Genomic DNA, 13,084 nt, shown 5'->3' on the forward strand with positions numbered 1-13,084 from the left:
ACCGACATGAACGACTCGACGACCCGGATCGCGGACCCGACCACCGGCCGCGACGTGACCACCGCGGAGTACCTCGGCGGGCTCCGCGCGGCGCTGCACGACCTCCCGGCCGTCGAGCTGGAGGAGATCGTCGAGGACGCCCGCACCCACCTCTCGGACCTGGCCGCCGAGCTGGGCGAGGGGTACGACCGCGACGCCGTGCACGCCCGACTCGGGACGCCCGTCTCCTACGCCGCCGAGCTGCGCTACGCCGCCGGGTTCCCGGCGCCACCCGCGCCGCCTGCGCCGCCCGCGCCGGGCGGGAGCCGGTCGAACCGCAACGCCTGGATCGCGCTGCTGGCCCTGGCCGGTGCGACGTTCCTGGCCGCCGTGGCCGGCGCACCCGGTGCGGGCGGCGCCGGTGGGATCGTGCTGCTGTTCCTCGCGCTCGTCGTCGCCGGGGCCGGCGTGCTCGCGGTGCAGGCGGACGGGCCGCGGTTGCCCTCGGTCACGGCCGTCGACGTCGTCGACCGGTTCCGCCGCGGTGTCGCCTCGGGCACGCGGGACGGTCTCGGGTCGTTCCTGGCCGGCCTCCAGCCCGCGTGGTGGGTGCTGCGCGGTCTCGCGGCGGCCTGGTTGCTGGCCTCGGTGTTCTTCACGAGATCCGGGGTGACCGGGTTCGTGTTCCTGGTGATCGTGAGCCTGGTCGCGGTACCGGTGTCGGTGCTGCTGGGCTCCCGCACCCGGGCCGACCGGCGCCTGCTGTGGCTCGTCGTCCCGCTGAACGCGTTCGCTGCCACGGTGCTGATCGCCGCCGCGAGCGACCTCGTGTCCGGGCCGGGGAGCACCGCGGGGACGCAGGACTTCACGCCGTCGGGGCTGATGCTGGACGGGACCTACATCTCCGACATCCGCCCGTTCGACGCCGAGGGGAACCCGCTGGAGGGGGTCTACCTGTTCGACCAGGACGGCCGGCCGATCAGTGCGGAGAACTACGGCGACTGCACGGTCGGGGAGCGCGCCGCCGACGGGCCCGGCCCGTACCCGCGCGGCGAGCAGACGCTCGACCCGCAGACCGGGGAGTGCGTGACGACCCCGCCGGCCCCGCTCGTCGTGACGATCCCGGGAGATGCCCCGACGACCGCGTCCGCGACCCCGGAGACACCCGCTCCGGACGCACCGGCTCCGGACGCACCGGCTCCGGAGGAGCAGACCACCGGCTGAGGGGAGCCGGTCGAGAAGGCCGGGCGCGCCGCTGGGGAGCGGGCGTGCCCGGCCCGTCTCACAACCAGTCGTTGTGCTTGAACCAGGCGTAGAGCCCGACGGCCAGCAGCACCATCAGCCCGAACGCCATCGGGTAGCCGTAGGTCCAGTGCAGCTCCGGCATCAGGTCGAAGTTCATCCCGTAGACGCCGGCGATCAGGCTGGGCGCGAACAGGATCGCCGCCCAGGACGACACCCGCTTCATCTGCTCGTTCTGCTGGTACCCGGCCTCGGACAGCCGGGTCATCTCCTCGTTCTGGCGCTGCGCGACCAGCGTGGAGTTGACGGTCAGGATGTTGCCCAGCAGGTCCCGGAAGCCGTCGACCCGCTCCCGGACCCGGGTGGCGTGGTCCATCACGTCGCGCATGGCGCGGCGCAGCTCCAGGTCGGGGGTCGCCCCGGTCTTGCCGAACCGGCCGCGCAGCTCCAGGAACAGCTCCTGCAGCGGCTCCACCGCCCGCTGGAAGGTGATCACCTGCCGGGTGAGCTCGTAGATCCGGCGGGACACCCCGGGGTCGCCGTGGAAGACCTGCTCCTCGATCTGGTCGATGTCGTCCTGCAGCCCCTCGACGACGGGCGCGTAGTCGTCGACGACCCGGTCCAGGATCGCGTAGAGCACCGCCATCGGGCCGTGCGCGAGCAGGTCCGGGTCGGCCTCCAGCCGCTCGCGGACGGTGCCCAGATCGGGCTCCTCGGCGTGCCGCACGGTGACCACGAAGTCCGGTCCGAGGAACAGGTGGATCTCGCCGATCTCCACCGTCTCGGCGGCGTCGACGTAGCGGGCCGGTCGCAGCACGACGAACTCGGTGTCGCCGTAGCGCTCCAGCTTCGGCCGCTGGTGGGCGTTGACGGTGTCCTCGACGGCGAGTGCGTGCAGCTGGAATTCCTCGGCGACCGCCTTGATCTCCGACTCGTCCGGCCGGAGCATGCCGATCCAGCAGAAGCTGTGCGGCTCGCCCTCCCCGGAGACCGCGTGGTCGCGGCGGCAGCGGTGCAGGTGCTCGAGCGCGCCGTCGACCGAGTCGGGCGCGGCGGCCCGCTTCCCGTCGACGTACACCGCGTTGTCGATCACCGACATGCGGACCAGCGTAGTCGCGCCGGGTGGACCCGGCCCCGCGAGCGGACCATGACGTGGGAGGGACGCCCGCGGGGCCGGAGTTCTGTGCGGGTTACCGGCCGAAGTTCTGGGTCCAGTAGCCGTCGGCCAGGCCGACCCCGATCGTCGTCAGCGAGCAGTTCAGGATGTTCGCCCGGTGCCCCGGCGAGTCCATCCAGGCCTGCACGACGGACTCGGCGTCCGGCTGGCCCATCGCGATGTTCTCCGCGCCGGGGGAGGGGTAGCCGGCCTCGGAGATCCGGTCGGCGAAGTCGCGGCCGTCCCGGCTGTCGTGGTCGAAGTAACCGTTGCGGGCCATGTCCTCGCTGTGGCCCTGCGCGGCGGCGTTGATCCGCGGGTCCACCCGCAGCGCCCCGCAACCGGCGGCGGACCGCTGGGCGTTGGTCAGCTCGACGACCCGGGCGAGCTCGCCGGACAGGCCGGCGGACGGGGCGGGCGCGGCCGGCCGGGGACCCGTCGTGGACCGGTCGTCGGCGCGGTCCCCGGCCCCGCCGCCCGCCCCGTCGGCCCCGGCCGCAGCGGACCGGGCCGCGGCCGTCGCGTCGCGGTAGGAGTCCAGCGCAGCCAGCGCCGCGGACGCGGCCGAGCCGGGATCCGGCGGCACCACGGCCAGCGCCATACGGGCGGCCGAGGCGATGTCGAGCGCGTCCGGGACGTCGGCCAGGGCGGCCGGGCCGGGTCCCGCGGTGAGGGCATCGGCCGTGGGGAGTGCGGTCGACGCGGCACCGGCCAGCCGTAGCGGGGCGGTCCGCTCGCCCGTGCCCGGATCGGGGAGCGACGCGCCCAGCGGGGCGAGCGGCGCGGTCATGGCCAGCATCGCGCCGGCCCCGACCCCGCCGAGCACCCGGCGCGCGGGGCGCGGAGCACGGCGTCGTGTCACGGGGAGCGTCACGACCGGGTAACGTACCAGCACTGTGAGTAGCAGCACAGATGCGTCCGTTCGGCTTACCGTGTGGGTCCAGGGGGAGGTGCAGGGCGTCGGTTTCCGCTGGTGGACCCGGTCACGGGCGCTTGAGCTGGGGCTCACCGGGCAGGCGCGCAACCTGTCCGACGGGCGGGTGGCGGTGACCGCGGAGGGTGAGCGCGCCGCCTGTGAACAGCTGCGTGACCTGCTGCGCGACGGCGACACCCCGGGCCGCGTCCGCTCGGTGTCCGAGCAGTGGGGCGACGCCACCGGATCCTTCACCGGATTCGTCGAGGCGTGAGCGATGAGTTCCGGGCGGGACCCCGGTCAGCAGCGGTGCACACCCACTGAACCAGGAGGCCCGCGATGACGGTCCGGCTCAACCCCTACCTGCACTTCGACGGCAGCGCGCGGGAGGCGATGGAGTTCTACCGCTCGGTGCTGGGCGGGGACCTGCAGGTCATGACCTTCGGGGACATGGGCGCGGAAGGGCCTGTCCCGCCGCCCGAGGGCGTCATGCACGCCCAGCTGGACACCCCGGACGGCTTCGTCCTGATGGGCTCGGACGGCGGTGACGCGACGACCGAGGGGAACGGGGTGTCGGTGAGCCTGTCCGGCGACGACCTGCCGACCCTGGAGCGCTGGTTCGCCGCGCTGTCCGAGGGTGGCGTCGTCGACGTGGCCTTCGAGAAGCAGATGTGGGGCGACGTGTTCGGCCAGGTGACCGACCGCTTCGGCGTGCGCTGGCTGGTGAACGCGGCCGGCTGAAGCGCTGCGCGCCTGTGAGTACTTTTCGTGGTCAGGACCACGAAAAGTACTCACAGGCCGCGTGCGGCACACTTCCCCCCGTGCACCTGAAGACGCTGACGATGAGGGGCTTCAAGTCCTTCGCCTCGGCCACCACGTTCCGCCTGGAACCGGGGATCACCTGCGTCGTCGGGCCGAACGGGTCGGGGAAGTCGAACGTCGTCGACGCGATCAGCTGGGTGCTCGGCGAGCAGGGCGCCAAGGCGCTGCGCGGCGGCAAGATGGAGGACGTCATCTTCGCCGGCACGTCCGGGCGCGCGGCGCTGGGGCGGGCCGAGGTCACGCTGACCATCGACAACTCCGACGGCGCGCTCCCGATCGACTACTCCGAGGTCTCGGTGACCCGGCGGATGTTCCGCGACGGCGCCGGCGAGTACGAGATCAACGGTTCGCGGGCCCGGCTGCTCGACGTCCAGGAGCTGCTCTCGGACTCCGGCATCGGCCGGGAGATGCACGTCATCGTCGGGCAGGGCCAGCTCGACGGGGTGCTGCAGTCGCGGCCCGAGGACCGGCGCTCCTACATCGAGGAGGCGGCCGGGGTCCTCAAGCACCGCAAGCGCAAGGAGAAGGCGCTGCGGAAGCTGGACGCGATGCAGGCCAACCTCACCCGGCTGACCGACCTGACCGCCGAGCTGCGCCGCCAGCTCAAGCCGCTGGGCCGGCAGGCCGAGATCGCCCGCAAGGCGCAGTCGGTGCAGACCGAGCTGCGCGACGCCCGGTTGCGGCTGGCCGCCGACGACCTGGTGACCCTCCAGTCCGAGATCACCCGCGAGGAGGCGGACCAGGACCAGGCCCGCCGGCGCCGCGCCGAGGTCGAGGAGCAGCTCGCCACCGCGCGGGAGCGCCAGCAGGAGCTGGAGACCGCGCTCGCCGCGGACGCCCCGCGCCTGGCCGCCGCGCAGGACACCTGGTATCAGCTCTCCGCGCTGGCCGAGCGGCTGCGCGGCACCGTCCGCCTGGCGCAGGAGCGGGTCCGGCACCTCGACTCGTCGGCGGCGGCCGAGCGCACCCCCGGCCGGGACCCGGACGAGACCGAGGCCGAGGCCGACGCGATCGCCGAGCAGGAGGAGGAGCTGGTCGCCGGCGTCGCCGAGGCCCGTCGCCGGCTCGACGAGGTCGTCACTGAGAAGGCCGAGCGCGAGCGCACGCTGGCCGCGGCCGAGCGCGAGCACCTGGCGGCGGTCCGCGCGCTCGCCGACCGCCGGGCCGGGATCGCGACCCTCGCCGGGAAGGCCGACGCGCTGCGGTCCGGGGTCGCCGCGACCGCCGAGGAGATCGAGCGGCTGTCCGAGGCCCTCACCGAGGCCGGAGCCCGCACGTCCGAGGCCGAGACCGAGCTGGAGGCGGCCCGGGAGGAGCACGGGATCGAGGGCGGGGACGACGCCGGGGACGCACTCGCCGGCCGGGTCGAGCAGGCCGAGTCCGCGCTGCGCGTCGCCAAGGACCGGGTCGCCGAGCTCGCCGCCGCCGAGCGGGACGCCGAGCAGCGCCGCACGCACTGGCGGGCCCGGGTCGACGCGCTGGGAGTCGGGCTGGTCCGCCGGGACGGCGCCGGCGCGCTGCTGGAGTCGGGTGACGCGGACGGGGTGCTCGGCGCGGTCGCCGAGCTGGTGGTCGTCGAGCCGTCCGGCCGGGCGGCGGTCGCCGCCGCGCTCGGGGAGGTCGCCGAGGGCGTCGCGGTGTCGTCGGTGCCGTCCGCGGCCGCGGCGCTGCGCGCGCTGCGCTCCGGCGACGCCGGCCGGGCGGCGCTGCTGGTCGGCGCGCCGGGAGGTACCGGTCCCGCGACGCCGGTGCCGGTCCCGGACGGCGCCCCGCCCGCCGGGCGGTGGGCCGCCTCGCTGGTCACCGCCCCGCCCACCCTGGGAGCGGCGCTGGCCGCGCTGCTGCGTGACGTCGTCGTCGTCGACGACCTGGACGGTGCGGCCACCGCGCTGGCCGCGCGACCCGAGCTCACCGCCGTCACGACCGACGGCGACCTGCTCACCGCGCACTCCGCGCACGGCGGCGCGGACGCCGGGCAGGGCGCACTGGAGCTGCAGGCCGCGGTCGACGACGCGATCGCCGCCCGGGACGCCGTCGACACCGAGCTGGAGTCGCTGCGCCCGACGGCCGAGGGCGCGCGGGCCGAGGAGCAGGCCCGCGCGGCCGACCTGGAGCAGGCCCGCGCCGCCGTCGCCGACGCCGACCGGCGCCAGGCCGCGGCCGCCGCCCAGCTCGGCCGTCTCGAGCAGGTCGTCGCCTCGGCCCGCGCCGAGGCCCAGCGGCTGCGGGAGCGCCGCGACGCCGTGGAGTCCCGCCGGTCGGACTCGCTGCTGGAGCTGGAGGCCGCGGAGCACCAGCTCTCGATCGCCTCCGACGCCCCGGTCGACGACGAGCCGGACACCGAGCTGCGCGACGAGGCCGCCGAGCGGGTCGAGGAGGTCCGCTCCGAGGAGGTCGAGTGCCGGCTCGCGCTGCGCACCGCCGAGGAACGCGCCCGCGCGATCGCCGGGAAGGCCGAGTCGCTGCGCCGGCAGGCGCACTCCGAGCGGCTGGCCCGCGAACGGGCCGCGGCGGCCGCCACCGAGCGGGAGCGGGCCGGGGAGATCGCCCGGCTGGTCGCCGACTCCGGCTCGGTCGCGACCGAGCGGATCGAGGTGTCGCTGGCCGCGGCCGCCGCCGAGCGGGACGAGGTGCAGGCCGCCCGCGCCGAGCGGGAACGTGGGCATGCCGAGGCCCGGGACGCGACGACCCAGCTCACCGCGCTGCTGGAGAAGCTCACCGACGCCGTGCACCGCGACGAGATGGTGCGCCAGCAGACCCGGATGCGGCTCGAGCAGCTGACCGAGAAGATCCTCTCCGACCACGGCATCGGGGTCGACGACCTGGTCGCCGAGTACGGGCCGGACGAGCCGGTGCCGCCGTCGGAGGCCGACGTCGCCGAGTACGAGTCCGCCCGCGAGCGCGGCGAGCAGGTCGCCGCACCGACCGGCGTGCCCTACGACCGCGCCAGTCAGCAGCGCCGGCTCAAGCGGGCCGAGAAGGACCTGTCATTGCTCGGCAAGGTCAACCCGCTGGCGCTGGAGGAGTTCGCCGCGCTGGAGGAGCGCTACCGGTTCCTGTCCACCCAGCTCGAGGACCTCAAGAACACCCGGCGCGACCTGCTGACCGTGGTCCGCGAGGTGGACGACCGCATCCTGGAGACGTTCACCACCGCCTACCACGACGTCGCGCGTGAGTTCGAGACCGTGTTCGCGACGCTCTTCCCGGGTGGCGACGGGCGGCTGGTGCTCACCGACCCCGAGGACATGCTGACCACCGGCATCGAGGTGGAGGCCCGGCCGCCGGGCAAGAAGGTCAAGCGGCTCTCGCTGCTGTCCGGCGGGGAGCGGTCGCTGACCGCGATGGCGCTGCTGGTGGCGATCTTCCGGGCGCGGCCGTCGCCGTTCTACGTCCTGGACGAGATCGAGGCGGCCCTCGACGACGTGAACCTGCGCCGGCTGATCTCGCTGATGGAGGAGCTGCGCGCGACCAGCCAGCTCATCGTCATCACCCACCAGAAGCCGACGATGGAGGTCGCCGACGCGCTCTACGGCGTGTCCATGCGCGGCGACGGCATCACGCAGGTGATCTCGCAGCGGCTGCGGCCCGCGTCCTGAGCGGCTACCCGGGCGGTGCGTTCGGGTAGGTGTGCCCGGTGGGCGTGGTCGTCTGGACGCCCTCGGGGGTGTGCTCGACGGTCCAGCCGGGTTGTTCGCGCAGGTAGTTGTGGAATTCGCAGGTCCCGCGGCCCTGGTCGAGGGTGGTGGTTCCGTGGTCGGCGGCGCGGGTGATGTGGTCGATGTGGTGGATGGGGGCGTCGCAGTAGGCCTCGGTGCAGCGGTTGCGGGTGCGGGCGCGGATGAGTTCGTCGAGGAAGCGGGTGAAGCGGCGTTGGCGGGTGTCTCCGCCGATGACGATGCCCTGGCGGGTGATCAGCCGGCGTAGCGTCGTGCGGCCGCCCGCGGTGGCGAGCAGGTCGGCGGGGACGGGTCCGTAGCCGGGGATCTCGGCCGGGAGCGGGGACTCGGGGTCGATCAGCGCCTCGACCGGCACCATGACCTGCACGTGCAGGTCGATGTCGGTGGCGTGGGTCTTGCCGGTGAGGCGTTCGACGAGGGTGTCGGCCATGACCTGCCCACGGGTGCGGGTCAGCGGCTCGGGACTGGCCGAGAGGTCGCGGTGAGCCTTGTCCAACGCGGCCACGCAGCCGACGGCCTGCTCGACCGGCAGGTGCGCGGTCAGGAACGCCATCCCGTCCGCGGCGGGGCGCACGGTGACCCGGCGCGTCTTCTTCGCCGCCTCGCACCGCTTCGCGAAGTCGGCGGGGGCGATCTCGGCGACCAGCCGCCGGGTCAGATCCCGCAGGCGTCCGATCCCGAGGCGGGTGAGGTTGTGTTCGGCCAGGCGCCGGTCGAGTTCGGCGCGCTGCTCGCGGGTCAGGGTGTCGGCGGCGGTGACGATCGCCGAGACCTTGTCGGCGTCGAGTTCGCCGGCGAGGAACAGGGAGTGCAGGTGGTCGAATCCGTTGTGCAGGTCCCGGGCGACGCGGATCCGGGTGCGGCCCTGGTGGACCGAGGTGCGGCAGGCCAGCGCGATCTGGGCGGCGACGCTCTGTTCGAGCTTGTCCGGGTCGAGTGTTTCGGCGGCCTGGGCGCCGGCGGTGTCGATGCGCGCGGCGACGTGGGTGCGTGCGAAGTCGTGGGCGGTGTCGTGCAGGGCGGCGTCGAGGCGGTTGAGCTGGGTCTTGATCCGGCGGATCCGGTCGATGCTCTCGGGGGCGGTGCGCCCGGCGCCGGCCGAGGCCAGGAGCCGATCGAGGGCTGCTTCGACGAAGACCAGGTCGAGGTCGTCGTCGGGGAAGGTGGGCAGCTCCTCGTCGTCCGGGTCGAGTGCCCAGATCGGGGGTTCGAGGAGCGCGGTCATGGACCTCATATTACTCGAACGTGTGTTCGCCGTCGCGCGATACCCGAAAATGTTTGCGATCGCAAAGACGGGCTGAGCTGCGCGAACCCGCCTGCCCGAGCCCGGCGAGCGGCGGGCCGGCGTCAGGGAACCGGGCCGCCGCCGCTGCCGCACGTGGCGACCCCCGCTCGGCCGCGGTGTCGGGCGCATCGGGCCGGACCCGGCGTGGCACTGTGGTGCGGTGACCACGCAGACCCTCTGGATCATCGTCGCGGTCGTCGTGGCGGTGCTGCTGATCGCGGTCGTCGCCGGGGTGGTGATCGCCCGCAAGCGGCGGATCAGCCTCCGCGCCGACGACGAGCGGCGCGAGCTCGAGCAGAAGGAGCCGCCCAAGGGCGGCAGCTACCAGGCCGGTGGCGGGTTCTCCTTCGCCTCCGGCACGGCGACCGCCCCCGAGCGACCCCGGGGTCCGGACGCCGGCGCCCCGCCGGTACCGGCGCCGGACACCGTCACGGGCAGCGGCCCGGAGGCGACGCCCGTCGAGGACACCACGCCGACCGCGGACGAGGTCCGCACCCCGCCCGGCGGCACTCCGGTCGTCGGCGGCGCCACCGAGGCCCGCACGCCGCCCGGCGGCATCCCGGTGAGCACCGCGCCGCCGGTCACCTCCGACCGCGGCCCGAGCGGACCGACGGTGCCGACCGAGCGCCGCGACCCGGGGGCGCCCGCGGCGCCCACCGAACCGAGGGTGATCGACACCGAGGAGGCCAGCAAGGATCCGGCCACCCGGCAGATCCGGCGGCCCGGCGGGGCCGGGGGAGCCGGTGCGGCGACCGAGCAGCTCCCGACCGGCGCCGAGGCGACGACGACGGCGATCCCGGCCCCCGCCGCCACCGAGGCCCCGACTGCGCCGACCGAGGCTCCGACCACCGCGATCCCGGCCCCGGGCAGCACCGGCGCCCCGACCACGGCGATCCCGGCGCCCGGCACCACCGAGCCCGGCACGGCCGCCCCCGCCGCCGACCCCGCGGCACCGGTCACCCCCGGCGCCCCGGCCGAGGAGATCGCCCCGGCCGAGGGCCGGATCGGCCGGCTGCGCGGCCGGCTGTCCCGCTCCCGTTCCGGGCTCGGCCAGAGCCTGCTGGGCCTGCTCGGCGCCGGCGACCTGGACGAGGAGTCCTGGGAGGACGTCGAGGCCACCCTGCTCCAGGCCGACCTCGGCCCGGACATGACCGCCGAGATCACCGCGACGCTGCGCGAGCAGCTGGCCACCCGCGGCGTCCGCACCGCCGACGGGGTCCGCCAGACCCTGCACGACGTGCTCAGCGAGGCCCTCGACACCGGCCAGGACCGGTCGGTGCACGCGCTTCCGCACGAGGGGCGCCCGGCGGTCCTGCTGGTCGTCGGCGTCAACGGGACGGGCAAGACGACGACCACCGGCAAGCTCGCCCGGGTGCTCGTCGCGGGCGGGCACCGGGTCACCCTCGGCGCCGCCGACACCTTCCGCGCCGCGGCCGCCGAGCAGCTGGTGACCTGGGGCGAGCGCTCCGGGGCGGGCGTCGTCCGCGGTCCGGAGGGCTCCGACCCCGCCTCGGTCGCGTTCGAGGCGGTCAAGCGCGGCACCGACGACGGCGTGGACGCCGTCCTGCTCGACACCGCGGGCCGGCTGCACACCAAGACCGGCCTGATGGACGAGCTGGGCAAGGTCAAACGGGTGGTCGAGAAGCAGGCCAGGGTCGACGAGGTGCTGCTCGTGCTCGACGCGACCACCGGCCAGAACGGGCTCACCCAGGCCCGGGTGTTCGGCGAGGTCGTCGACGTCACCGGGATCGCGCTCACCAAGCTCGACGGCACCGCCAAGGGCGGGATCGTGTTCCGGGTGCAGCGCGAGCTGGGCGTGCCGGTGAAGCTCGTCGGGCTCGGCGAGGGTCCGGACGACCTCGCCCCGTTCGAGCCGAAGGCGTTCGTCGACGCGCTGCTGAACTGAGCACCCCGCGCTGGAGTGATCTGACCCACACCGGAGCCCCCGTGGCTTGAGCGTGCCGCAGCGGCACGGACTTCCCTCGCAGAGGTACGACAGCGAGGGAGGACTCCATGACGACGCCGCGGACCGTGCGGTCCAGTCCCGCACTCTGGTTCGTCTCCTACGGGTTCACCCTGCTGGGGGCCGGGATCGGTGCGGCCGTCCTGCCACTGCTGGTGCTGGAGCGCACCGGCGACGTCCTCGCCGCCGGTGTGCTCGCCAGCGTCACGACCGCGGCCTCGGCCGCCACCGGGCTGGTGTCCGGGCTGCTGGTGGACCGGATCGACCGGCGGACCGTCGCCGTCGTGTCCGGGCTGATCGGCGCGTCCGCGACCGCCGCGCTGCCGGTCGTCGACGTCCTGTGGGGCCTGGACATGACCTGGTTCCTGATCCTGGGCGTGCTCGGCGCGGTCGCCCGGCTGCCCGGCATGACCGCGCAGGAGACCCTGCTGCCGGTCCTCGCCCGGCTCGGCGACCCACGCCCCGGCCGGCTCGACCGGCTGATCGCGGCGCGGGAGAACGTCGGCAACGTGCTGCTGCTCGCCGGCCCCGGCGTCGGCGGCCTGCTCGTCGCGCTGCTCGGCCCGTCGTCGGCGGTGCTGCTGGTGACGGCGGCGACGAGCCTGCTCGCCGCGCTCACCACGCTCGCCGTCGACCCGCGGGCCGGTGCGATCCCGGTGCCCGAGCCCGGACCGGCCCGGGGCGCGGTCCGGCGGGCCGTCGGCGACCTGGTCGCCTCGTGGCGGTTCCTCGCCCGGACCCGGATCGTGCTCGGTGCGACCCTGGTGTCGGCGGTTCTGGTCGCGGTGATCGCCTCGTTGCAGACCACCGTGATGCCCGCCTACTTCGTCGCCGCGGACCTGCCCGCGCTGACCGGTCTGACGCTGAGCGCGCTCGCCGCCGGCAGCGTCGTCGGCTCCGCGCTCTACGCCGCCCTGATCGGGCGGGTGTCGCGGCGGACCTGGTTCGTCCTCGGCATGGTCGGGTTCGGGATCGGGTTCGCCCTGGTCGGGAGCCTGGCCGCGCCGTGGGTGGTGCTCGCCGCGGCCGCGCTGGTCGGGCTCACCAACGCGCCGGTGTCCGCCGTCCTCGGCATCCTGATCATCGAGGCGACGCCGGACGCCATGCGCGGCCGGGTGCTCGGTGCCCAGAACACCCTGCTGCTGGCCGCGCCGGCACTGACCAGTGTCCCGATCGCGGCGGTCGCCTCGGGGGCGGGGCTCGGCACGGCCGGCGTGCTGCTCGCCGGCGCGGCCGCGTTCACCGCGGTGCTCGCGCTGCTCGCCCCCGTCTTCCGGAACCTCGAGAGCGTGCCGGCCGAGGAGCCCGTACCCGCCGGTGCGCCCTGAGGGGATCAGGAGCGATCGCGCCGGATGGCCGCCTCGACGGCGGTGCCGATGCGCTGCAACGCGGCGAGGTCGTGCGGCCCGAGCTCGTCGACGAGGAGCCCGTCGGACTCCAGGCGTCCGGCCACATGGGACAGCCGGGACTGCGACGCCGCGGTCCGGCCCACGTCGCCGAGATGATCGTGCTGATGCGGAGCGGGGCCATCGCCCGGACGTCCGACGACCTCGCGACCGTCCTGGGCGGGCACCCCGCACGTTCGAGGACTACGTGCCGCGGACCGCGGTGACGGGCGCCTGGGGACGCTGAGGCGTCACGTCCGGGTCCGCCCGCCCAGGTGCTCGGCCAGGTGCCGCTCGATGGCCCGGTAGAGCCGCAGGCGGTTCTCCGGGTTCTCGAAACCGTGGCCCTCGTCCTCGGCCAGCAGGTACTCCACCGGCACCCCGCGCTCGCGCAGCGAGGCCACGATCCGGTCGGACTGCTCCTGCGGCACGCGGACGTCGTTGGCGCCCTGGGCGACCAGCAGTGGCGTCCGGATCTCCTCGGCCATGGTGATCGGCGAGCGGGCGGACAACTCGGCCTCCTGCTCCGGGATCTCGGTCAAGTCCTGTGGCGTGGTGTGTGACGGCTGACGCGTGATCTTGCTGGGTCAGGCGCTCAGCGCCGGGATCGTCGGGGTGGGTGCAGCCTCCTGCTCGGTGGTCGGTGAGGGGTCAGTGGCGGC

Annotated in this window: 11 protein-coding genes; 6 read left to right on the forward strand and 5 right to left on the reverse strand. The window is 74.8% G+C overall.

Going from position 1 to position 13,084, the window contains the following annotated elements:
- Positions 1–6 precede the first annotated feature (6 nt).
- On the forward strand, positions 7–1,203 hold the full coding sequence (locus tag WIS52_RS30475) for an HAAS signaling domain-containing protein (RefSeq protein WP_349301879.1): 1,197 nt from the start codon (positions 7–9) through the stop codon (positions 1,201–1,203).
- 58 nt (positions 1,204–1,261) lie between these two features.
- Here the strand turns inward: WIS52_RS30475 and corA are convergent, their stop codons facing one another.
- The gene (gene corA / locus WIS52_RS30480) at positions 1,262–2,320 is read right to left on the reverse strand and encodes a magnesium/cobalt transporter CorA (protein ID WP_349301880.1); all 1,059 of its coding nucleotides are present in this window, start codon (positions 2,318–2,320) and stop codon (positions 1,262–1,264) included.
- 91 nt (positions 2,321–2,411) lie between these two features.
- Complete coding sequence (locus WIS52_RS30485; protein WP_349301881.1) at positions 2,412–3,251, reverse strand: CAP domain-containing protein; 840 nt, start codon at positions 3,249–3,251, stop codon at positions 2,412–2,414.
- A gap of 22 nt (positions 3,252–3,273) precedes the next feature.
- Between WIS52_RS30485 and WIS52_RS30490 the strand changes: the two genes are divergently transcribed.
- From WIS52_RS30490 to smc, 3 genes are all read left to right on the forward strand, one after another.
- Positions 3,274–3,564 carry an acylphosphatase gene (locus tag WIS52_RS30490; RefSeq protein ID WP_349301882.1) on the forward strand — a complete coding sequence of 97 codons (291 nt, stop codon included), beginning with the start codon at positions 3,274–3,276 and terminating at the stop codon, positions 3,562–3,564.
- Positions 3,565–3,629: 65 nt separating this feature from the next.
- Complete coding sequence (locus WIS52_RS30495; protein WP_349301883.1) at positions 3,630–4,031, forward strand: VOC family protein; 402 nt, start codon at positions 3,630–3,632, stop codon at positions 4,029–4,031.
- A gap of 80 nt (positions 4,032–4,111) precedes the next feature.
- On the forward strand, positions 4,112–7,708 hold the full coding sequence (gene smc, locus WIS52_RS30500; protein ID WP_349301884.1) for a chromosome segregation protein SMC: 3,597 nt from the start codon (positions 4,112–4,114) through the stop codon (positions 7,706–7,708).
- A gap of 4 nt (positions 7,709–7,712) precedes the next feature.
- Here smc and WIS52_RS30505 read toward each other — a convergent pair whose 3' ends face one another.
- Positions 7,713–9,014 carry a DUF222 domain-containing protein gene (locus WIS52_RS30505; protein ID WP_349301885.1) on the reverse strand — a complete coding sequence of 434 codons (1,302 nt, stop codon included), beginning with the start codon at positions 9,012–9,014 and terminating at the stop codon, positions 7,713–7,715.
- Positions 9,015–9,234: 220 nt separating this feature from the next.
- Here WIS52_RS30505 and ftsY point away from each other — a divergent pair, with 220 nt between their 5' ends.
- A complete protein-coding gene (gene ftsY, locus WIS52_RS30510; protein WP_349301886.1) occupies positions 9,235–10,980 on the forward strand; it encodes a signal recognition particle-docking protein FtsY in 1,746 nt (581 codons plus the stop codon).
- Between the two features lie 107 nt (positions 10,981–11,087).
- Positions 11,088–12,365 (forward strand): MFS transporter, encoded by a 1,278-nt coding sequence (locus WIS52_RS30515; RefSeq protein WP_349301887.1) that lies wholly within the window; start codon positions 11,088–11,090, stop codon positions 12,363–12,365.
- Between the two features lie 5 nt (positions 12,366–12,370).
- On the opposite strand, the gene WIS52_RS30520 is transcribed toward WIS52_RS30515, so the two are convergent.
- A complete protein-coding gene (locus WIS52_RS30520) occupies positions 12,371–12,529 on the reverse strand; it encodes a hypothetical protein (protein ID WP_349301888.1) in 159 nt (52 codons plus the stop codon).
- 144 nt (positions 12,530–12,673) lie between these two features.
- Positions 12,674–12,964 carry an alpha/beta hydrolase family protein gene (locus WIS52_RS30525; RefSeq protein ID WP_349301889.1) on the reverse strand — a complete coding sequence of 97 codons (291 nt, stop codon included), beginning with the start codon at positions 12,962–12,964 and terminating at the stop codon, positions 12,674–12,676.
- Positions 12,965–13,084 lie beyond the last annotated feature (120 nt).

This window comes from Pseudonocardia nematodicida, assembly GCF_040105385.1.
GTDB lineage: Bacteria > Actinomycetota > Actinomycetes > Mycobacteriales > Pseudonocardiaceae > Pseudonocardia > Pseudonocardia nematodicida.